Annotated in this window: 19 protein-coding genes; 13 read left to right on the top strand and 6 right to left on the bottom strand. The window is 70.8% G+C overall.

Features of this window, described 5'->3' with window-relative positions; all coding sequences use genetic code 11:
* Positions 1–21 precede the first annotated feature (21 nt).
* Genes AB0N59_RS04775 through AB0N59_RS04745 form a run of 7 tightly spaced genes read left to right on the top strand, consistent with a single transcriptional unit; the run spans position 22 to position 6,487 of the window.
* The gene (locus AB0N59_RS04775; RefSeq protein WP_363479467.1) at positions 22–1,104 is read left to right on the top strand and encodes an ABC transporter substrate-binding protein; all 1,083 of its coding nucleotides are present in this window, start codon (positions 22–24) and stop codon (positions 1,102–1,104) included.
* On the top strand, positions 1,104–1,958 hold the full coding sequence (locus tag AB0N59_RS04770) for an ABC transporter ATP-binding protein (RefSeq protein ID WP_363479464.1): 855 nt from the start codon (positions 1,104–1,106) through the stop codon (positions 1,956–1,958). Before AB0N59_RS04775 ends, AB0N59_RS04770 begins: the two co-directional genes overlap by 1 nt.
* Entirely contained in the window at positions 1,948–2,853 is a 906-nt protein-coding gene (locus AB0N59_RS04765; protein ID WP_363479461.1) for an ABC transporter permease, read from the top strand. Before AB0N59_RS04770 ends, AB0N59_RS04765 begins: the two co-directional genes overlap by 11 nt.
* Positions 2,850–3,866 carry a uroporphyrinogen-III C-methyltransferase gene (gene cobA / locus AB0N59_RS04760; protein WP_363479458.1) on the top strand — a complete coding sequence of 339 codons (1,017 nt, stop codon included), beginning with the start codon at positions 2,850–2,852 and terminating at the stop codon, positions 3,864–3,866. Before AB0N59_RS04765 ends, cobA begins: the two co-directional genes overlap by 4 nt.
* A complete protein-coding gene (locus tag AB0N59_RS04755; protein WP_363479455.1) occupies positions 3,863–5,248 on the top strand; it encodes an FAD-dependent oxidoreductase in 1,386 nt (461 codons plus the stop codon). Before cobA ends, AB0N59_RS04755 begins: the two co-directional genes overlap by 4 nt.
* A complete protein-coding gene (gene fdxA / locus AB0N59_RS04750; RefSeq protein WP_363479452.1) occupies positions 5,245–5,574 on the top strand; it encodes a ferredoxin in 330 nt (109 codons plus the stop codon). Before AB0N59_RS04755 ends, fdxA begins: the two co-directional genes overlap by 4 nt.
* Positions 5,567–6,487: an NAD(P)/FAD-dependent oxidoreductase gene (locus AB0N59_RS04745; protein ID WP_363479449.1), complete on the top strand. Its 921-nt coding sequence runs from the start codon at positions 5,567–5,569 to the stop codon at positions 6,485–6,487. The genes fdxA and AB0N59_RS04745 overlap by 8 nt, the downstream gene beginning before the upstream one ends.
* 27 nt (positions 6,488–6,514) lie before the next feature.
* Here the strand turns inward: AB0N59_RS04745 and AB0N59_RS04740 are convergent, their stop codons facing one another.
* Together AB0N59_RS04740 and AB0N59_RS04735 are read right to left on the bottom strand one after the other, a co-directional pair.
* Entirely contained in the window at positions 6,515–6,976 is a 462-nt protein-coding gene (locus AB0N59_RS04740) for a DUF3817 domain-containing protein (protein WP_363479446.1), read from the bottom strand.
* A gap of 135 nt (positions 6,977–7,111) precedes the next feature.
* Entirely contained in the window at positions 7,112–8,416 is a 1,305-nt protein-coding gene (locus AB0N59_RS04735; protein WP_363479443.1) for a DUF222 domain-containing protein, read from the bottom strand.
* A 271-nt stretch (positions 8,417–8,687) separates the two neighbouring features.
* Between AB0N59_RS04735 and AB0N59_RS04730 the strand changes: the two genes are divergently transcribed.
* The 3 genes from AB0N59_RS04730 (at position 8,688) to AB0N59_RS04720 (ending at position 13,608) form a co-directional block, all read left to right on the top strand.
* Entirely contained in the window at positions 8,688–9,548 is an 861-nt protein-coding gene (locus tag AB0N59_RS04730) for an RIO1 family regulatory kinase/ATPase (RefSeq protein ID WP_363479440.1), read from the top strand.
* Between the two features lie 118 nt (positions 9,549–9,666).
* The gene (locus AB0N59_RS04725) at positions 9,667–11,100 is read left to right on the top strand and encodes an MFS transporter (RefSeq protein ID WP_363479437.1); all 1,434 of its coding nucleotides are present in this window, start codon (positions 9,667–9,669) and stop codon (positions 11,098–11,100) included.
* A 129-nt stretch (positions 11,101–11,229) separates the two neighbouring features.
* A complete protein-coding gene (locus tag AB0N59_RS04720; protein ID WP_363479434.1) occupies positions 11,230–13,608 on the top strand; it encodes a glycosyl hydrolase family 65 protein in 2,379 nt (792 codons plus the stop codon).
* A gap of 9 nt (positions 13,609–13,617) precedes the next feature.
* Here AB0N59_RS04720 and AB0N59_RS04715 read toward each other — a convergent pair whose 3' ends face one another.
* Both AB0N59_RS04715 and AB0N59_RS04710 read right to left on the bottom strand, forming a co-directional pair.
* Positions 13,618–14,829: an FAD-dependent oxidoreductase gene (locus tag AB0N59_RS04715; protein WP_363479432.1), complete on the bottom strand. Its 1,212-nt coding sequence runs from the start codon at positions 14,827–14,829 to the stop codon at positions 13,618–13,620.
* Between the two features lie 96 nt (positions 14,830–14,925).
* The gene (locus tag AB0N59_RS04710; RefSeq protein WP_363479429.1) at positions 14,926–15,585 is read right to left on the bottom strand and encodes a TetR/AcrR family transcriptional regulator; all 660 of its coding nucleotides are present in this window, start codon (positions 15,583–15,585) and stop codon (positions 14,926–14,928) included.
* 66 nt (positions 15,586–15,651) lie between these two features.
* Between AB0N59_RS04710 and AB0N59_RS04705 the strand changes: the two genes are divergently transcribed.
* Entirely contained in the window at positions 15,652–16,548 is an 897-nt protein-coding gene (locus AB0N59_RS04705; protein WP_363479426.1) for an alpha/beta hydrolase, read from the top strand.
* Between the two features lie 147 nt (positions 16,549–16,695).
* Entirely contained in the window at positions 16,696–17,580 is an 885-nt protein-coding gene (locus tag AB0N59_RS04700; protein WP_363479423.1) for an AraC family transcriptional regulator, read from the top strand.
* 201 nt (positions 17,581–17,781) lie between these two features.
* On the opposite strand, the gene AB0N59_RS04695 is transcribed toward AB0N59_RS04700, so the two are convergent.
* Positions 17,782–18,981: an MFS transporter gene (locus tag AB0N59_RS04695; protein WP_363479420.1), complete on the bottom strand. Its 1,200-nt coding sequence runs from the start codon at positions 18,979–18,981 to the stop codon at positions 17,782–17,784.
* A 164-nt stretch (positions 18,982–19,145) separates the two neighbouring features.
* A complete protein-coding gene (gene dcd, locus AB0N59_RS04690; protein WP_363479417.1) occupies positions 19,146–19,751 on the bottom strand; it encodes a dCTP deaminase in 606 nt (201 codons plus the stop codon).
* A gap of 220 nt (positions 19,752–19,971) precedes the next feature.
* On the opposite strand from dcd, the gene AB0N59_RS04685 reads away from it, so the two are divergent.
* Positions 19,972–20,538 carry a TasA family protein gene (locus AB0N59_RS04685; RefSeq protein WP_363479414.1) on the top strand — a complete coding sequence of 189 codons (567 nt, stop codon included), beginning with the start codon at positions 19,972–19,974 and terminating at the stop codon, positions 20,536–20,538.
* The last annotated feature ends 62 nt before the right edge of the window (positions 20,539–20,600 follow it).

Raw genomic sequence — 20,600 nt, 5'->3', positions numbered from 1 at the left:
CGAGCCTAAGGAGGCGAAACCGTGAACATCACCCGTAGGAACAGGACATTCACCGCACTGGGGGGCCTGGCGATGGGCCTCACCGCTCTGGCGCTCGCGGGCTGCGCCCCGGCATCCGGTGCGGCCGCCGAAGGCGGGAAGGACGACCTCGCCGAGGTGCGCCTCGGCTACTTCGCCAACGTCACCCACGCGCCGGCTCTCGTCGGCCTGTCGGAGGGTCTGTTCCAGGATTCCCTGGGCGACGTCGACCTGAAGACCGAGGTGTTCAACGCCGGCCCGGCCGCGATCGAGGCCCTCTCGGCCGGCGCGATCGACGCGACCTACATCGGGCCGAACCCGTCGATCAACACGTTCATCCAGTCGGGAGGCACGTCGGCGCACATCATCGCCGGCGCCACCTCCGGCGGAGCGGCGCTGGTCGTGCGCGACGGCATCGACTCGCCAGCCGATCTGAAGGGCGCGAACATCGCGACCCCGCAGCTCGGCAACACGCAGGACGTCGCGCTGCGCAGCTGGCTCGCCGACGAGGGCTTCGAGACCTCGGTGTCGGGCGGGGGCGACGTGAACGTGACGCCCACCGAGAACGCGCAGACGCTGACGCTGTTCCAGGACGGGCAGCTCGACGGCGCGTGGCTGCCCGAGCCGTGGGTGTCGCGTCTGGTCGTCGAGGCGGGTGCGCATGTGCTCGTCGACGAGGCGGACCTGTGGAAGGACGGCGCGTTCCCGACCACGGTGCTGCTGGTGCGGGCGGAGTTCGCCGAGCAGCATCCCGACGTCGTCGAGGAGCTGCTCGAAGGCCACATCGCCGCCGTGCAGTGGCTCGACGAGAACTCCGACGAGGCGCCCGCCGTGATCAACGACGCGCTCGACGAGGCCACGGGCAAGACGCTCGACGACGCGGTGCTCGCCCGCGCACTCGAGAACGTGACCTTCACTGTCGACCCGGTGGCCTCGACCTTCGAGACGCTCGTCGACAACGGCCTCGCAGCCGGCACGCAGAAGGACGGCTCGATCGACGGCCTGTTCGACCTTCGGGCGCTGAACGCGCTGCTCGAGAAGGCGGGCGCCGAGCCCGTCTCGGCCGCAGGGCTCGGGGAGGACTGATGGGCGCCACCGCGGGCAAGACGATCCTGGCCGCCCCGGCAGTCGTCCCCGAACCGGGCGCCGCGCTGGCGCCGAGCTTCGACGGCGTCACGCCGCTCGCGGCGCCGGCGCCGGTCGTCGACCCCGCGGTGCGCATCACGCACGTGACCAAGCGCTACGGCACGGGTCCGGTCGTGCTCGACGACATCTCGCTCGACATCGCCCCCGGCGAGTTCGTGTGCCTGCTCGGGGCATCGGGATGCGGCAAGTCGACGCTGCTCAACCTCATCGCGGGGCTCGAGCCGCTCACCTCCGGCGAGCTCACGACACCGGCATCCGGGTCGGCGGTGATGTTCCAGGAGTCGGCTCTCATGCCGTGGCTGACGGCCCGCAGAAACGTCGAGCTGGCGCTGCGGCTGCGCGGGATGCCCCGTGCCGAGCGCCGTGCAGAGGCCGAGCGGCTGCTCGGCACGGTCAACCTGACGGAGGCGGCCGACAAGCGTCCGCACGAGCTCTCGGGAGGCATGCGCCAGCGCGTCGCCCTCGCGCGGGCTCTCGCGCAGGACCGCTCGGTGCTGCTGATGGACGAGCCGTTCGCCGCACTCGACGCGATCACGCGCGACCTGCTGCACGAAGAGCTCGAACGGGTGTGGCGGGCCACGGGACGCACCATCGTGTTCGTCACGCACAACGTGCGCGAGGCTGCGCGCCTCGGCCAGCGCGTGATCCTGCTCTCGAGCCGCCCCGGCCGCATCGCCGGCGAATGGCGCATCCAGAACACCACAGGACGACGCATCGAGTCGCCGGAGGTCGCGGCTCTCGCCACCGAGATCACCGCCGAGCTGCGGAAGGAGATCGCCCGAAATGCCGCGTGAGCTGACTCAGCCCCGAGCCGAGGTGGGCGAGAGCGCCGACCTCGACACCCTCTCCGCCGGCCTCGACCGCCTGCAGTCCGACGTCGCCGAGCGTCAGCCGCTCGGCCGCGTCCTGCTCGGCAAGGTCGTTCCGCCCGTCGCGCTCCTGGTGGTGCTGCTGGCGGTCTGGCAGCTGTACATCGTGATCGCGAACCCGCGCCCCGACAAGGCTCCGAGCCCTGCCGCCGTCGCCGGCGCCTTCGGCGACGCCTGGGAGTCGGGCCGTCTGCAGGAGGCCGTGGTCACGAGCCTCGAGCGCGGCGTGATCGGCTTTCTCATCGCGATCGTCGTCGGCACGGCCCTGGGCATGCTGCTCGCCGAGTGGCGGCTGCTGCGCCGGGCCGCAGGCCCCCTGATCTCGGGCCTCACCGTGCTGCCATCGGTCGCGTGGGTGCCCGCCGCGATCATCTGGTTCGCCCTGAGCGACGCGACCGCGTACTTCGTGATCCTGATGGGCGCGATCCCGTCGATCGTGAACGGCCTGCTCTCGGGCATCGACCAGGTGCCGCCGCAGCTGCGCCGGGTGGGAACCGTGCTCGGCGCCAGCCGCTGGCAGCTCGCCACGGCGGTGACGCTGCCCGCGGCGCTGCCGGGGTACTTCGCCGGCCTCAAGCAGGGCTGGGCGTTCTCGTGGCGCTCGCTCATGGCCGCCGAGATCATCACGAGCGGCGGGTCGATCGGCTTCGGCCTCGGCACGATGCTCAACCAGTCGCGCGAGCTGGCGGATCTCGCCGGCGTGCTCGCGACCATCCTGCTCATCCTCGCGATCGGCATCGTCATCGAGCTCGTGCTGTTCGGGCCGATCGAACGGCGCATGCTGCGCAACCGCGGACTGCTGCTGGGAGGCACCCGATGACCACCGCACCGATCAGCACCCGGCCCGTGAACCCGACCGGCACCGTGACCCTGGTGGGTGCGGGCCCGGGAGACGCGGGCCTGCTCACCCTGCGCGGGCTCCGCGCCATCGAGAAGGCCGACGTCATCGTCGCCGACCGGCTCGGCGCCCGCAGCGTGCTCGCGCAGCTCGAAGCCGAGGGCGCGCAGATCGCGGCCGAGGTGATCGACGTCGGCAAGCTCCCCGGCCATCACCGGGTGCCTCAGGATGCCATCAACGAGCTGCTCGTCGAGCTGGCGCAGGCAGGCCGCGAAGTCGTGCGCCTCAAGGGCGGCGACCCGTTCGTGTTCGGCCGCGGTCGCGAGGAGCAGCTGTTCTGCGAGGCCGCCGGCGTGCGCGTCGAGGTCGTGCCCGGCGTGACCAGCGCCGTCTCGGTGCCTGCGGTCGCGGGCATCCCGCTGACCCACCGCAGCGTCGCCGCGTCGTTCAGCGTCGTGAGCGCCCACGATCAGATCGAGCCGGGCGGATCGGTGAGCGCCTCCGGCTCCGACCACACGCTCGTGCTGCTGATGGGAGTCAGCACCCTCGGGCACTCGGCGCACGTGCTCGCCGCCGGCGCCCGCGGCACCGACTGCCCGGTCGCGATCGTCGAAGACGGCTACGGCCCCGGCGAGCGGGTGACGATCGGAACGCTCGGCACGATCGCGCAGCTCGCTGCGGCCAGGCAGGTGCGCTCACCCGCGGTCGTCGTGATCGGCGAGGTGGTGCGGCTCAGCCCGCACGCCGCGTCGCTCGCCCCGGCTGCGGTCCCTGTGCCCGCGGATGCCGGTGGCGCCGCGTCCGCGGCATCCGGACCCGCATCAGGCACCACCTCATCGGCTGCACCCGGAAGCCCATCTCGGCCCGTGCGCCGGCGCGCCCGCTCGCGTCTCGCCGCGGCGCTCGACGCCGGCCTCGCGGTCGACACCGGGCTCATCCGGGCGATCGACGCCCACTCCCCCTCCCCCTCGTCTCGAAAGGCTCCCCTGTCATGACCCTCTCCACGCTGCGCGTCGCGATCGTCGGCGCAGGCCCGGCCGGCATCTATGCGGGCAACCTCCTCGCCCAGGCCGTCGCGGCGCACGACACCATCGAAGCCGTCGAGATCGATCTGTTCGAATCGCTGCCCGCGCCCTACGGCCTGATCCGCTACGGGGTCGCACCCGATCACCCGCGCATCAAGGGCATCGTCACCTCGCTGCACGAGATGCTCGACGCCTTCCCCGCCACGGGTGGCGCCCGGCGCACCATCCGGTTCATCGGCAACGTCGAGGTGGGTCGAGACATCGCGCTCGACGAGCTGCGCGAGCGGTACCACGGCGTGATCCTCGCCACCGGGGCGCTGCGCGACGCCGCACTCGACATCCCCGGCGTCGACCTGACCGGCTCGTACGGAGCCGCGGACTTCGTGGCCTGGTACGACGGGCATCCCGACGTGCCGCGCACCTGGCCCCTCGACGCGTCATCGGTCGCGGTGATCGGCAACGGCAACGTCGCCCTCGACGTGGCTCGCGTGCTCGCGAAGCACGCGATCGACCTGCGCACCACCGAGGTGCCCGACAACGTGCTCGCCGGCCTCGAGTCGTCTGCGGTGACCGACGTGCACGTCTTCGGCCGCCGTGGGCCCGCCGACATCAAGTTCACCCCGATCGAGCTGCGCGAGCTGGGCGACGTGCGCGACGTCGACATCGTGCTGTACGACGACGACTTCGAGGGCGTCGACCCCACCGCCGCATCGAACAATCAGCTCAAGGTCATGCTGCGCACGCTGAACTCGTGGCGCGACCGGCCCTCGACGGGGGCGTCCCGCCGGCTGCACCTGCACTTCTGGCACGCGCCGGTCGAGATCACCGGTGACGGCCGCGTCGAGGGCATCCGGTTCGCGCGCACCGCACCGGATGCCGGCGGCGCGCCCGTGCCGACCGGCGAGGTGCGCGAGTACGACGTGCAGGCCGTCTACCGCGCCATCGGCTACTACGGCACCCGCGTCGAGGGCGCCGACTTCGACGAGCACCGCGGCGTCGTGCCGAACGACGAGGGCCGCGTGCTCGGCCGGCCCGGGCTGTACGCGACGGGCTGGATCAAGCGAGGTCCGGTCGGCCTGATCGGGCACACGAAGTCCGATGCGCTCGAGACGATCGGGCACCTCGTCGCCGACGCCGAGGCGGGGGCCCTGACGCCCCCGGTGGTCGAGACCGACGTGCTCGACCTGCTCGACGAGCGCGAGACCGCGTACACGACGTGGGACGGATGGCTGGCGCTGGATGCCCACGAGCGCGCCCTCGGCGAGAACCACGAGCACGTGCGCGAGCGCGTCAAGGTCGTCGGCCGCGACGAGCAGGTCGACATCTCGCGGCCGGGGGTGCTGGCCCCGTGACCTATGTGATCGCGCTGCCGTGCGTCGACGTCAAGGACCGCGCCTGCATCGACGAATGCCCCGTGGACTGCATCTACGAGGGCGCGCGCTCGCTCTACATCCACCCCGACGAGTGCGTCGACTGCGGAGCGTGCGAGCCGGTGTGCCCTGTCGAGGCGATCTACTACGAAGACGATCTGCCCGAGGAGTGGGCCGACTACTACAGGGCGAACGTCGAGTTCTTCGACGAGATCGGGTCACCGGGCGGGGCGTCGAAGGTCGGAACGTACGACTTCGACCATGCAGTGGTGGCCGCTCTCGCGCCGCAGGAGAGCGCCCATGGCTGACTACGACGTGCTCGTCGTCGGAGGGGGCCCTGCCGGTCTCTCGGCGGCGCTGAACCTCGGCCGCTCCCTCGCCCGCGTACTCGTCGTCGACGCGGATCGACCCCGCAACGCCGCGACGCTCAACTCGCACGGCTTTCTCACGCGCGACGGCGTTCCGCCGTTCGAACTGCGGCGCATCGCCCGTGAAGAGCTCGCCGCCTATCCGAACGTCGAGATCCGCTCGCGCGTGCGGGTGGGTTCGCTGACGACGACGGATGCCGGCTTCGCCGCGGGCATCGGGCGGCGCGAGCCCTCTGAGCAGGTGACGGCGAGATCGGTGCTGCTCGCCACAGGTCTGCGCGAGACGCTGCCCGAGGTGCCGAACCTGCGCGGTTTCTACGGGATGACCCTGTTCAGCTGCGCCGCGTGCGATGCGTGGGAGCTGCGCGGCCGCAGCCTTGCTCTCATCGGAGAATCCGCCGACCTCGCCGACCGCGCCAGGCTCATCTCGCACTGGACGCCGCAGCTGACCGTGTTCACCCACGGCTCCGACGCGGTGACCACCGCCGAAGAGGCCGAGCTCGCGACGGCCGGCGTCGCCGTGGTCCGCTCGCCGATCGTCGAGCTGGCCGGCGAGCGCGGCCGGATAGAGGCGGTGCGCACAGCCGACGGCGCCGAGCGCCCCATCGACGGCGGCTTCGTGCGCCCCGAATGGGAGGCCGACCTGTCGTTCCTCGACGGCATCGCGCCGGACTGCGACACGGCAGGGCACCTGCTGACGGACAGGTCCGGTCGCACAAGCATCCCCGGGCTGTACGCGGCCGGAGATGTCGCCGCCCCCGGTCCGCAGCAGCTGATCGTCGCCGCGGGCGCGGGAGCGCGCGTCGCCGCCGTGATCACCCACGACCGCATCGGCGTCGCCACCGCGCACTGAGAGCGGCGAAGCGCGACCGAGTGCGGGTCAGCGTCCGCCGGGAGGGCCGACGAGCAGGAGGATGCTGAAGATCGCCGCCACCGCGACCAGGATCAGCAGGCCGAGCACCCACGGCCGGTGCAGGAACCAGCGCATCGTGCGGTCGTACCAGGTGCGGTCGCGCGGATCGTCGGTCTCGGTGAGCCGCCACTGGCCCTCGAGGCGCCCGCTGCGGTGCAGCCAGATCTCGACCGGGATCGTCGCGTAGGGGACGACGGCGCTCGCAACGGCGAGGATCGCCGCGCCGACGTTCCAGCGCTGGTGGAAGGCGAGCAGCACGGCCGTGGCGCCATAGGCGAGGAAGACGAAGCCGTGGATGCCTCCTGCGATCGTGACGAGCACGGCGGGCTGCCCGACCGCGCGGGCGATGAGGGCGCTGATGAGCAGGGTCCAGGTGATCGCCTCGGCGATCGCGAGCGCGCGGAACAGGCGGGCAGGAGTGGTGAACACGGATCTCCTCGAGTGGGCGTGCCTCCACGCTAGTGAGCATGACTATGCGCCTCCTGACCTGCTGCGGCATCCTGGCGACGACCGTGCTCCGGGTCACGGCCGAGCCGCTCCACGCGCACCGGCCCTGACCTCGCGTCAGAACGGCGCTTCGGCGAATGTGACGGTGTTCGGCGGGGGCGGCCGGTCGATGTAGGTGCGGCCTGTGGGACTCGTCCACTCGAGCAGTCCGTCGCCGAGCTGCACGACGTGCCACGGCGTGTGGTGCTTCAGCACATGATGTCGCCGGCAGAGTGCGGCGAGGTTGTCTTCGCTGGTCTCGCCGCCGAACGCCGCATCGCGGGTGTGGTCGAGGTCGCTGTCGAGCGCCGGCATGCCGCATCCGGGGAACCGGCAGCGCTGATCGCGTGCGCGCAGCCGACGGCGGAGCGATTCGGGTGGCCGGTATCGATCCACGGCGAGCACTCCGCCGTTCACCGGGTGCGTGAGCACGCGGTCCCAGCCGGTGGCTGCACCGGCCAGCTTGCGGACGGTCACGGGATCCACCGGAGTCCGACCGTCGAGCTCTGCCGCCGGCCCCTCCTGCCCCATCAGCGTGGTCGCCGGCACGGTGACCGACATATGGGGCGTGATCGCGCCCAGCAGCGCGTCATCCGTGTCGTGGCCGGCGGGAGAGCCGGTCAGCAGCAGATCGAGCGCGAGATCGCAGCGACGCTGCGCGAGGGTGCGTGCATCGACGCTCCCCGGTGCCACGGTGGCGTCGGCACCCGTGTGGTCGCCGTCATCCGCCGTCACGCCGGCGGCCTTCAGCGACGCGCCCATCTCCGTCAGCCGGTCGTGCACGCCGTGGATCAGCGCCGACGGGCCCAGGACGTGCAGCTCGGACATGGCATCCGGGTGATCCGTCACCCACACCCCGCGATTCGCGCGGGCGTCTTCATGACGCTCGTCGAGCGAACGCGCCTGATACTGCTGCGCGATGCGCTCGGCGACCACTCGCACGCGGTTGGGCGACTCGTTCTGCGCGAACTCGACCGCACGCGCCGCGTAGGCGGCTCGCGCATCGGCGTCGCCGATGTGCGAACCGCTGTCGACGATCACGCGGGCATGTCCTGCGGTGATCAGCCCCGCGCCCTGCGCCTGCCATACCGCCGGGAACCGCTCGACGAGCACCTCGGCCGCCAGCATCCGGCGCTGCACGGTGCGGTCGCTGACCCGCAGGGCCGTTGCCAGCTCGGCGGCGACCGCACGCAGCGTGAGGTCGGACTGCTCGAGGCCGTCGCCCTGCTCGGCGATCGACATGGCCAGCCGATTCGCGAGCGCAAGCAGCCCGTCTCGAGCGGCCAGCACACCCTGCAGAGTCTTCTCGATGGCCGCCAGCGACGATACGACTGAGCCGAGGTTCGCCATGTCCTCGTCGGTCGCTGTCGCAATTCCGTTCACATGTCCAGTATCCAGAGGGCCTCCGACATTCGCGGATCAGAACGAGCGGGAGCCGGGTTGCCAGGTCACGAAGGCGTAACGACCGGGCATCCGCCGATACCGCCCCCGCATCGCCCGCCCCTACACTCGACCTGCACCGGGAAGCGCCCGGAAGATGCCAGCGGAAGGAGCGACCGATGAACACCGTCACCGTCGTGCCCGCCGCCGACGCCCTTCCCGTCGAGGCCACCCGCTTCTGATCCGTGTGTGGCCTCCCTTCCGGAGCCACATCGTGAACACTCACCCCTCCGCGTCCTTCGACGCATCGCCCTTCGACATCACCCTCGCCTTCGCCGACACCGAGATCGGCGAGAATCAGCGCTGGTCGACCTGGCCCTCGACCATGCCGACCGAACGAGGCCCGCTTCCCCGTCCCGAGTGGGTCGTCACCAGCGCCGCCGCGGTCGACACCGAGCTCGGCATCCTCAAGACCGGCAAGGAGGCCGACGTCTTCCTGATCGAGCGGGCCGTTCCCGGCGCCGGCTCGAGGCCGGGCACGAGCACGCTGCTCGCAGCCAAGCGCTACCGCGACAGCGATCACCGCAGCTTCCAGCGCTCATCGGTGTACGCCGAGGGTCGCCGCACGAGGAGAACGCGCGACGCCCGAGCTCTCGCGAAGAAGTCGGCGCACGGCCGCGCGGTCGCAGCCGCCGAGTGGTCGTTCGCGGAGTTCGCGGCACTCAGCCGCATGCACGAGCTCGGCGCGCCCGTGCCCTATCCCGTGCAGGTCGACGGCACCGAGATCCTCATGGAGTTCATCGGCGACGATCGCGTCGCCGCACCCCGGCTCGCGCAGGTGAGGGCGGATGCCCGAGAGCTGGCCGGCCTGTTCGACCAGATCGTCGAGACGATGCACCTCTTCGCAGCCGCCGGACTCGCGCACGGCGACCTATCGCCTTACAACCTGCTCGTGCATCGCGGCAGGGTGCGTGTGATCGATCTGCCGCAGATCGTCGATACGGTGTCCAATCCGCAGGGCTTCGACCTGCTGCACCGAGACTGCGTCAACATCTGCGACTGGTTCGCGCGCCGCCGCGTCGCCTGCGACGCCGAGGATCTGTTCGCCGCGCTGATGACCAGCGCTTTCGGCTGAGCGGGCGGAGGGCCCGGAAGCATCGAGCGCGCGACCACTTCGACGTCAGCGACGCGACGAAGCTCTCGGGGCGCTCGGCACCCTCGTGGCCGGCGCCGGATCCGGTAGCGTGACCGCTATGACCGGTCGTGACGCCGACGCGCCCCCGCCCACCGCTCGCACGGGAGCCGTCGCGGCCTTCGGCCGGGAGCACCCCGATTCCGGACGTGAGGCGACGCGCAAGCAGGTCGTGTCGTGGGCGATGTGGGACTGGGCGATGCAGCCGTTCAACACCGTCATCCTCACCTTCGTCTGGATCGCGCTATACCTGACGTCGCGGATGTTCCTCGACCCGTCGGTGCGCGAATCGGGGCTGCTCGCCGACGGCTCGTACATGAACTGCAACCGGTCGGAGTTCGCGGGCTCGGCCTACTGCCAGGGGCTCACCGACCTCTCGGAGTGGTGGGGATGGGCGAACTTCGCCGCCGGCATCCTGATTCTTCTGCTCGCACCGGTGCTCGGCCAGCAGGCCGACGCACGCGGCAGCAAGAAGAAGTGGGTGATGGGCGCGACCCTCGCCATCGCGCTGGTGCAGTTCTCGCTGTTCTTCGTCGACGCAGACCCGAAGTTCTTCTGGTTCGGCGCGTTCGCCGTCGCGATCGCGGCCGTGATCGGCGAGATCGGCAACGTCAGCTATTACGCGATGCTGTCCGAGGTGTCGACGCCGAAGAACGTCGGCCGGGTCTCGGGTCTCGGATGGGGCCTCGGGTACATCGGCGGCGTGGTCGCCCTGATCGTGTGCATCCCCGTGCTGTTCCTGGTGGGGCAGAGCGAGCCGCTCGCCTTCAAGCTCGTCGCGGTCATCTGCGCCGTATGGACCCTCGTGTTCTCGATCCCGATGTTCCGCAACGTGCCCGAGTCGCCCTCGTACGCCTCGACCGAGAAGGTGGGCTTCTTCCGCTCGTACATCGTGCTGGGCCGCAGCATCGCCGAGCTCTTCCGCACGAACCGCCCGACCTTCTGGTTCATGCTCGCGGCGGCCGTGTATCGCGACGGACTCGCCGGGGTCTTCGCCTTCGGCGCCGTGCTGGCCGCCCAGGGGTTCGGCTTCTCGTTCCTCGAGGTGATCGTCTTCGGGCTGGCAGCCAACCTCGTCGCCGGCATCTCGACCCTGCTCGCGGGGCGCATCGACGACGCGATCGGTCCGCGCCGCCTCATCATCTTCGCCCTCGCCGGGCTCGTCGTGATGGCGTTCGTCGTCTACGCGCTGCGCGATTTCGGCACGATCGTCTTCTGGGTGTGCGGACTGCTGCTGTGCGCCTTCGTGGGCCCGACCCAGGCATCCAGCCGCAGCCTGCTCACGCGTCTCACCCCCGCCAGCCAGCAGGGCACCATCTTCGGCCTGTATGCGACGACCGGCCGCGTGGCGTCGTTCCTCTCGCCGCTCGCCTGGTCTCTCTTCCTGCTCTGGTTCGGCGGAATCGTCTACGGCGTGCTCGGCATCGGGCTCATCCTGCTGATCGGCCTCGTGCTGCTGCTCTGCGTTCGCTTCCCCGACGACGTCGGGGCCTGACACCGCGGTCCCAGGCCGACGACCGGCCGGATGCCATAGCCGGATGCCCTCGTGCGCCGCAAGGGTGGCGCACGAGACCGCCCTTGAGACGCACAATGGTCGCTCCGAGTCGAGCACGACGGGAGCGACATGGCACAGCACCGATTCGACGTGGCTGCGTGGGGCATCGGCTGGTCGTGTCTGCAGGATGCCGGCTGGGAGGAAGAGGGGCAGTCGCACCGCGAGTCCGTCTTCGCTCTCTCGAACGGGCACATCGGCTGGCGCGGCACCCTCGATGAGGGCGATCCGAGCGCCGCGGCGGGCAGCTACCTCAACGGCGTCTTCGAAGAGCATCCGATGCCCTACGCCGAAGACGGCTACGGCTACCCCGAGCACGGCCAGACGGTCGTGCACGTGCCCGACGGCAAGGTCATCAGGCTGATCGTCGACGATGAGCCCTTCGACATCCGCACCGGGACGCTCGCCGCCCACGAGCAGCGCCTCGACTTCCGCACGGGCATCCTGCACCGCACGGCCACCTGGACCTCCCCCGCCGGACGCACCGTGACGGTCGAATCGCAGAGGCTCGTGTCGTTCACCCGCCGGCCGATCGCCGCCGTGGTCTACGAGGTCACCGCGGTCGACGAAGACACCGAGGTGACGCTGCTCTCAGAGGTCGTCGCCGACGAGCCGCTTCCCGAGGTGCACTCCGAGCCGCGCGTGATGGACGCCCTGCGGCATCCCTTCGAGCCGGTCTCGCACCGGGTATCCGGGGGCCGGGCCACCCTGGCTCAGCGCACCACGCGCAGCCGGATCACCGTCGCCGTCGCGACCGATCACCGCGTCAGCACCTCGACGGCGCGCCCTGCTCCCGAGCCGGTGACCGAGAGCACCCCCGACCTCGCCCGCACCACGGTGCGCACCAGGCTCACCGCGGGCGAGAGCATCCGCCTCTTCAAGGTGGTCGGTCACGAGTGGGCGGCCGATGTCGATGACGTCGGCCTGCAGGACCGGGCAGAGGTTGCGGTCGTCAACGCGATCGACGCCGGATGGCAGGCGCTCGCCGACGAGCAGCGCGAGTACCTCGACGAGTTCTGGGGCTGCGCCGACGTCGTCATCGAGGGCGACGAGCGCCTGCAGCAGAGCGCGCGGTTCGCCCTGTTCCAGGTGCTGCAGGCCGCGGCGCGCGCCGAGGTGCGGTCGATTCCGGGCAAGGGGCTGACGGGCGTCGGCTACGAGGGCCACACCTTCTGGGATGCCGAGACCTTCGTCTTGCCCGTGCTGACCTACACGGTGCCGCACGCCGCAAGAGACGCTCTGGCGTGGAGGCACTCGACCCTCGGCCATGCCCGCGACCGGGCCGAGCAGCTGCACCTCGAGGGCGCGACCTTCCCGTGGCGCACGATCGACGGGCGCGAATGCTCGGGCTACTGGCCCGCCGGCACCGTCGCGTTCCACATCAACGCGGACATCGCCGCCGCGATCGTGCGGTACGTCAAGGCGACCGGCGATGAGCGGTTCGAGCGCGAGAAGGGCGCCGAGATCCTCATCGAGACCGCTCGGCTGTGGTGCTCGCTCGGCCGATGGGACGACGACGGCGCCTTCCACATCGACGGCATCACCGGGCCCGACGAGTACTCCGCGCTCGTCGACGACAACGTCTTCACGAACCTCTCGGCGCAGCGCAACCTGCGCGCTGCGGCCGCTGCGGCACGCAGGCACGGCGATCAGGCATCCGCCCTCGATGTGACGGCCGACGAGATCGCACTGTGGACCGCGACCGCAGACGCGATCACCATCCCGTTCGACGAGAAGCGGGGGATCCCGCAGCAGTCCGCCGGCTTCACCGAGAAGGAGCGGTGGGACTTCGAGGGCACCCGAGACGACCAGTACCCGCTGCACAGCCACTTCCCGTACTTCGACCTGTACCGCAAGCAGGTGCTGAAGCAGGCCGACCTCGTTCTCGCCCTGCAGTCGATGCCCGAGGCCTTCACCCCCGAGCAGACAGCCCGCGCCTTCGCCTACTACGAGCAGCTCACCGTGCGCGACTCGTCTCTCTCGGCGTCGGTGCAGGCAGCCGTCGCCGCCCGGGTCGGGCACCTCGACCTGGCGATGGACTACCTCGTCGAGGCCGGCACCGTCGACCTCGACGACCTGCAGGACGACGTCGACGAGGGACTGCACGTCGCGGCGCTGGCCGGCGTGTGGAACGCCCTGGTCGGCGGGTTCGGCGGCATGCGCGACGACGGCGAGACGCTGCGTTTCGCACCGCGGGTCGCACCGCCGATGACGGCCTTCTCGTTCGGGATGCGGGTGCGCGGCCACACGCTCCGCGTCGAGGTCGAACAGGATGCCGTGACCTACCGGCTCACAGACGGGCCGGCGCTCGGCATCCGGCACTTCGACGAGGACGTCACGCTGACGGCGGGCGAAGCCGCACGCCTGAGCACCGCGCCGCTGCCCGACCCCGGCCCGCGCCCGACTCAGCCGCGCGGACGCGCGCCGCGGCGGGCGCATGACGCGACCTGAGGTCGCGCGTCAGGCCCGTCCCTGCAGGATCAGGTGCCAGTAGACCTGCGGGAAGATCCGCCGGTCGATGATCCAGTTCATCCGGCTCTCGCGGTACGAGCTGCGCCACAGCGTCGGCTGCAGCCGGCGCTGATCGTCGAACTCGGCGAAGACGGCCGTCGATCGCGTGACGGTGAAGGGGCAGACGCCGTAGCCGTCATAGCTCGACGCCGGCTCGCGTCCGTCGAGCACGGCGCTGAGATTCTCGGCGAGCACCTTCGTCTGCTTGCGCAGCGCCCCGCCCGACTTGGAGTTGGTCGTTCCCGCGGCGTCGCCCAGACCCCAGATCTCGGGATGCACCGTAGAGCGCAGCGTATGCGGGTCGACGGCGACGAAGCCGTCGTCGTCGGCGAGGCCGCTCGCACGGATCCACTCGGGCGCCTTCTGCGGCGGCTCGGCGAGCAGCAGGTCGTAGTGCAGCTGCTTCCTCTCGCCGCCGTCGCCTCCGAAGACGACCGTGCGGTTCTCGGCGTCGACCTCGTGCAGCAGCGTCCCGGTGCGCACGTCGATGTCGTACTCGTCGATGCTGCGCTGCAGCTCGGCATCGATCTCGGGGATGCCGAAGATGGTCGGTGACGGCACGAGCAGCACCACGTGGATGTCGTGCAGCACGTTCATCGCGCGCCAGTAGGCGCAGGCCTGGTACATGGGCTTCTGCGCGGCGCCCGCGCACGACGCAGGGCCTGGGGCCTGCACGAAGACGACGGTGCCCGAGCGCACCGACCTCAGCAGCTGCGACGCCTTGCGGGCCAGCCCGAACTCGTAGTTCGACGCGCCGTGCGGAGACTTCATCGCCTGATCGAGGCCGGGCACGGCATCCCAGTCGTTGCGGATGCCGGGGCTCAGGATCAGCTGCTCGTACCGGACGGTGTCACCGGATGCCAGGTGCACCCGCCGGTTCTGCGGATCGACCGAGGTCACGGCATCCGGAATCCACGCGACCCCGTGGGGGATCACATCGGCCTGCGCCCGCACCGCCTCGCGCGCCCGTGCGGTGCCGGCGGCGACGTGAGAGAAGAGCGGCTTGTAGAAGTGGGTCTGCGACGGCTCGATCACGGCGATGTCGGTCACGCCGGCGCGGCGCAGCCGCCCGGCGACCGACAGTCCGCCGTTGCCTCCGCCGACGACCAGCACCTGATGCGCGCGCTCGCTGGTGTCGGGATGCTGGTCGTGTGGGCTCATGGAAGCCGACCGTAGGCGTGGCGACCGGCCGAGACGACGGGCTTGACAGCGTGGGAGGGAGACTGCCGTCGAGCCGAGGGGTGCATTCGGCTCACATCAGGCCGCCAGCATCGTCAGCATGCTCTCGTCCGCCCCTGCGCGCACGAGCAGGTCGTGCATCCCCCGCTGCGCGAGGAGGTACGGCTCGTCGGTGCCCCACAGCAGCGACCGCGCATTGGCCTGCTCGTAGAGAGCCGGCAGCGAGAACGCGAGCAGCTCGATGCCGTCATCATCCAGTTCGAGCTCTCCGGCGTCGACCGCCGCGCTCACCTGCGCCCGCACGTACCCGTACCAGTCGTGCATCGCCGCGCGCACTGCTTCGCGGACGGGCCCCGGCTTCGAGTCGTAGTCCGCGCTCACCGCGGCGAAGAAGCACCCGCCGGCGAACACGCGGTCTCGCGAGTAGTCGATCAGGTGACGCATCAGCGCGACGAGGCGCGGCAGCCCCCGATCGTGGCGTCGCGCCGGGTCGACCACGACCTCCATGAAGATCGCTCGCCCTGCCGCGACGGTCGCCAGCTGCAGCCCTTCCTTGTTCTGGAAGAGCCCCGCGATGCTGCTCTTGCTGTGGCCCGACTCCGCTGCCAGCCGCCCGATGCTCAGACCGTCCAGCCCCTCGATCGAGACCAGATCGGTGGCGCGTCGCAGCACCGAGCGGCGCGACGCGTCACCGCGCACGCGGCGACCGTCGGCGACTGCAGAATCGGGATCCGTCACACCTCTAGTCTACGAACGATCGTTCGGATAGTCTAAGAACGATCGTTCGTATTGATAGGAGACGTCGTGTCTGCACTCATGAGCATCGCCGCGTCCGGCATCCGCCTGCTCGGCGCCGTCTCGCCCGGCCTTACGGCGCGCATCGCTCTCGCCGCCTTCTTCTCGACCACCCCGCGCATGCCGGTGCGGGAGGACGACCGGCACACCCACTCGCAGGCCGTGCGCCGGGAGATCGAGGTGCGGGGCCGACGCGTGACCTCGTACGAATGGGGCCGCGGCACGCGCGCCGTGCTTCTCATGCACGGATGGAACGCCCGAGCCGCGCAGTTCGCCACGCTCGTCCGCGAGCTCGTCAGCGAGGGGTACCGCGTGGTGAGCTTCGACGCGCCCGCCAACGGAGACTCCCCCGGCCGACGCACCGACGTGCGCGACTGGGTCGCCGCCGCTCATCAGCTCTCCGACAGCGAGGGGCCGTTCGACCTGATCGTCGGGCACTCCTTCGGAGGGTTCGCCGCGCTCGCAGCCGTGCGAAGCGGCGTCAGCACGCCGCGAGTGGCGACGGTCTCCGCCGCGGGGGCTGTTCAGGCCTTCCACGATCAGTTCGCCGCCACCCTGCGGCTCGCACCGCCCGTCAGGACATCGTTCGAGAAGCAGTTCTACCGCCGCCTGGGCCTCTCGCGCGCCACAGCGGATGCGCACTACGACTCGCTGCAGAACCCCCTCCCGGCAGACGTCGAACTGCTGATCGTGCACGACGTCGACGACCGCAGACTCGATGTCGGCCATTCGTGTGAACTTCATGCGGCCCACCGTGGGCACTCCGAGCTTCTGCTCACCCGCGGCTACGGCCACAACCGCACACTCCGCGCCGACCCCGTGCTCGACGCCATCCTCGCCTTCGCCGCCGCGCCGAGCATCTCCGCGATGCCGGCCGCGGCCGAGCCGTCGCACCAGGCCCGCTGACCGCGCCCAGCCCGGCCGGCGGGGACGACCGCTTCACGGCGGGCACCCCGTGCACAGCCACGCAGATCACTGACGGCCGCACCCGTGAGCGAGCATCCCGCATCCGAGCGCTGGAATAGTCCCGCGCTCGGGCGGGTTGCCAGAGGCATGACCCTTCTCGCGCCCGCGCCCGCCGCACCCGCGGCCCGCAGCGCGCGCGGCGATGCGCTCGAGAAGCTGCTCGGAGCGATCGCGATCAGCATCCGCTCCCAGCGCCGCCTCTTCCCCGCGATCGACGACACGATCCCGCTCGGCGTCGATGGACTCTCCCTCGTCTACGTGCTCGCCGGACGCGTGGCACTGCCTGCGTCCGCCGGGCTCCCCCACGACCTGGCGGCCGGCGACGTCCTGCTGCTGTCGGGCGCGCGGCCGCTGGCCCTGCACGTCCCCGCCGGGGCCGGGGTGCTCGTCTCGCACCTCTCACTGACCGACGGCTCGGCGCACGTCGGCGAGCTGCTGCCCGATCTCGCCTGGATCCGCGGCTTCGCCGACCTCGAGCCCGCCGCGGCCGCTCTGGCGCAGCACATGGGAACAGATGCGCCGGTGGTCTGCGATCGCGACGGAGACCTGGTCATCTGCCGCATGATGGCGACGACCCTGCTGCAGTCGGTGATCCGGGCGTGGTCGAGCGTGTGCGCGCCGCAGGGGTGGCCGTCGCTCACCGGCGATCCGTTCCTCGACCGCGTGGTCGACGCCGTGAACGCCGACCCGGGGCGCGACTGGACGGTCGAGCAGATGGCATCCGTCAGCGCCCTCTCGCGCTCGGTGTTCGCCGAGCGGTTCCGCGCGGCCTTCGACCGGTCGCCGGGGCAGTACGTCGCCGAGGTGCGGATGCGCGCTGCGCGCGCCCTGCTCATCGACGGCCGTGGCGTCAGCGAGGTCTCGCGCGAGCTGGGCTATGCGTCCGACGAGGGCTTCAGCCGCGCGTTCCGACGCCACACCGGGCTGACGCCCTCGGCCTGGCGTGCACGCGGCCCCCTGGCATCCGCCTGATCCGACGCCCCCGCCCAGAAGTCGAAAAGGCACCGCGATACGCCCGTACCGGTGCTTTTCTGACCTCTCACCCCCGCGCCCGCGCCAGCGGGCACCGCGCCCGCGCCGAGCCCGACGCCGAGAAGTCGAAAAGGCACCGCAATACGCCGCTTCCGGTGCTTTTCTGACCTCTCGACCGGACGGCGCCACGGCGCGCGCGCGTCAGCGGCTGCGGCGGTCCGACAGGCCGAAGAGCACGGCACCCAGGGCGAGCATCGCGGCGCCCACGGTGTACGCGAGCTCGATGCCGAGCGCATCCACGAGCATCCCGCCCACTCCCGCGGCGAGCATGATCGCCGCCTGGAATCCGACGACCACCAGTCCTCCGCCCGCCTCGAGGCGATCGGGCATGCGGTGACCGACCCAGGTGTTCACGATCAGCAGCCACGACGCGAAGAAGAAGCCCCAGACGAAAGCGACGACCCCGACCGTCCACAGCGAGCCGGCGCCCACGATGATCAGCATCACGGCGAGCGCGATCGCCACCGGCGTCGCCACCGCGAGCACGCGGTAGGTGCGGTCGATACCCGCGCCGATCACGAGGTTGCCGATGAATCCGCCGACGCCGAACACCGCGAGCAGCACGATCACGGCGCCCTCGTCGATGACTCCCCCGTCGATCCGCACCCGCTCGAGTGCGAGGCGGATGTACGTGTACGCCAGCGCATGGCCGAAGATCACCAGCACGTGCCCGACGACCCCGAGCCCGATCCCCGGCCGGCGCAGGGTCTCGACCAGCACCGACGGCCGCGCGACGTTCTCGGCCGGCACGGCGGGCAGCAGGGTCCGCAGCGCCACCGCGAGCAGCGCTGTGGCTCCCGCGGCGATGCCGAACACGCCGCGCCAGTCGAGCAGCTGGCTGAGCATCACCCCCACCGGAACCCCGGCGACCGTGGCGAGCGAGGTGCCCGCCGAGGTGAACATCACCGCTCGGCCCAGCCGCTCGGGCCCCGCGATGCGCGCCGCGACCGTAATCGACATGGTCCAGAAGCCCGACAGCGCGGCGCCCAGCAGCACGCGGGCGACGAGCATCAGCGCGAGCGAGGGCGCGATGGCGACCACGAGGTTCGAGACCGCGGCGAGCACGGCCATCCACACCAGCAGGGTCCGCCGGTCGAGCCAGGGCAGCATGAGCCCGATGGTCGGCGCGACGAGCAGTCCGGCGAGCGCGGTGACGGTCACGAGCTGCCCGGCCTGTCCCGGCGTGACCTCGAGTTCGGCGGCGATCTCGGTGAGCACGCCGTTGGGCAGGAACTCGGCACTGACGAGCAGGAAGCTCATCGCCATCATCGTCAGCAGCGCCGCATACGGCATGCGCGCGACCCGGTCGTTCGCCGTGGGAACAGGTGCGGTGATCGTCATGGTTCCAGCCTGATGGTGGAGCGGATGCCGTGCCCGACCGAGCGTCCGAGGCATCCGACCGTTCGTCCGGGAGGCGCAGCGGGGTCGATCGCGCACGGCAGTCGTGCCGGAACCGCGCACGGATCACCCCCCGCGGGCGCCGCGCGGCGCGGTGGGGCGGGGAGTCAGCCGCCGAGCGCGCCGGCGTCGGTCGTGCCCACGTCGGTGCGGTGGAAGTTCTGGAACGAGCGGGATGCCGTCGGTCCGCGCTGCCCCTGGTAGCGGTTTCCGTACGGGCCCGACCCGTACGCGTTCTCGGTCGGCGAGGTGAGACGGAAGAAGCAGAACTGCCCGATCTTCATTCCCGGCCAGAGCTTGATCGGCAGCGTCGCGACGTTGGCGAGCTCGAGCGTCACGTGTCCGCTGAAGCCGGGGTCGATGAATCCGGCGGTGGAGTGCGTGATGAGCCCGAGCCGGCCGAGCGACGACTTGCCCTCGAGACGCGCGGCGACGTCGTCGGGCAGCGAGATCTGCTCGAAGGTCGCGCCGAGCGCGAACTCGCCGGGGTGCAGGATGAACGGCTCGTCGGGGTCGACCTCGATCAGGCGGGTCAGCTCGGGCTGGTCCTCCGAGGGATCGATGAACGGGTACTTGTGGTTGTCGAACAGCCGGAAGTACCGGTCGAGGCGCACATCGACGCTCGACGGCTGCACCATCTGCTCGTCGTACGGGGCGAGGCCGATGCGGCCCGTTGCGAGTTCTGCCTTGATGTCGCGGTCGCTGAGAAGCACGAGTTCAGCGTAACGGTGCCGCTCCCGCAGCGCCGAGACGTGACGCGGGGCGAGCTGCGCCGAGGGCGAGCTGTAACGCGGCGCACGCAGCTGTAACCGAACCGGGGCGGCTGTGTTGCCCTGCCGTGGCAGAGCCGTAGTCGCCGCCTCCGTAGCGTCGAACCACAAGCTTTCCCCCACGAACAGCCGCCGGAGATCCGGCCCCGCAGAACGGAAGACCATGAACGAGACCACCACCACCGCAGCCGCCCCCGCGAAGTCGCGCAAGCGTCTCGCCATCGTTCCGCTGGCCGGCCTGCTCGTCGCAGCCGCGGTCGCTGTCGGCTCCGGCGCCGACTTCGTGTCGAACTCGGTCAACACCGCCAACGCGTTCAGCACCGGCACCCTCTCGCAGCAGAACTCGAAGGCCGACAAGGCGATCTTCGACCTCGCGAACCTCAAGCCGGGCGACACGCTCAACGGCTCGGTGACCATCACCAACTCCGGCAGCCTGCCCGCCTCGTTCACCCTCACCGAGAACGCGGTCAACGGCTTCGTGAAGGCCGACAACCTCACCCTCGTCATCACCCGCGCCGGCTCGACGACCCCCGTGTGGTCGGGAACGTTCGGCGCGCTCACGAAGGCCGGCCCGCTCGACCTCGGCACGTTCGCCGCCGGCGAGAAGCGCGACTACACCTTCAGCACCACCCTCGCGCAGAGCGCCGACAACACCGAGCAGGGCAAGACGGCGAAGGCGACCTACACCTGGGATGCCAAGCAGGGCGCGGCCGAGACGTTCAACCAGTAAGACCTCAGACCGGTGAGCTGACCCCTCACCCACCAGCTGATCACCCGAGATCAGAAGAAGGA

The sequence above is a fragment of the Microbacterium sp. NPDC089321 genome (genome assembly GCF_040684935.1).
Classification (GTDB): Bacteria; Actinomycetota; Actinomycetes; order Actinomycetales; family Microbacteriaceae; genus Microbacterium.
Note: the sequence above shows the minus strand (reverse complement) of the source record. Positions and strands in the feature narration are given on the sequence as shown.

Coding starts and splice junctions, on each gene's coding strand:
- AB0N59_RS04725 (WP_363479437.1), top strand. CDS start 9,667: ATGACCGGTCGTGACGCCGACGCGCCCCCGCCCACCGCTCGCACGGGA.
- AB0N59_RS04745 (WP_363479449.1), top strand. CDS start 5,567: ATGGCTGACTACGACGTGCTCGTCGTCGGAGGGGGCCCTGCCGGTCTC.
- AB0N59_RS04715 (WP_363479432.1), bottom strand. CDS start 14,829: ATGAGCCCACACGACCAGCATCCCGACACCAGCGAGCGCGCGCATCAG.
- AB0N59_RS04700 (WP_363479423.1), top strand. CDS start 16,696: ATGACCCTTCTCGCGCCCGCGCCCGCCGCACCCGCGGCCCGCAGCGCG.
- AB0N59_RS04755 (WP_363479455.1), top strand. CDS start 3,863: ATGACCCTCTCCACGCTGCGCGTCGCGATCGTCGGCGCAGGCCCGGCC.
- AB0N59_RS04720 (WP_363479434.1), top strand. CDS start 11,230: ATGGCACAGCACCGATTCGACGTGGCTGCGTGGGGCATCGGCTGGTCG.
- AB0N59_RS04765 (WP_363479461.1), top strand. CDS start 1,948: ATGCCGCGTGAGCTGACTCAGCCCCGAGCCGAGGTGGGCGAGAGCGCC.
- cobA (WP_363479458.1), top strand. CDS start 2,850: ATGACCACCGCACCGATCAGCACCCGGCCCGTGAACCCGACCGGCACC.
- AB0N59_RS04685 (WP_363479414.1), top strand. CDS start 19,972: ATGAACGAGACCACCACCACCGCAGCCGCCCCCGCGAAGTCGCGCAAG.
- AB0N59_RS04695 (WP_363479420.1), bottom strand. CDS start 18,981: ATGACGATCACCGCACCTGTTCCCACGGCGAACGACCGGGTCGCGCGC.
- AB0N59_RS04770 (WP_363479464.1), top strand. CDS start 1,104: ATGGGCGCCACCGCGGGCAAGACGATCCTGGCCGCCCCGGCAGTCGTC.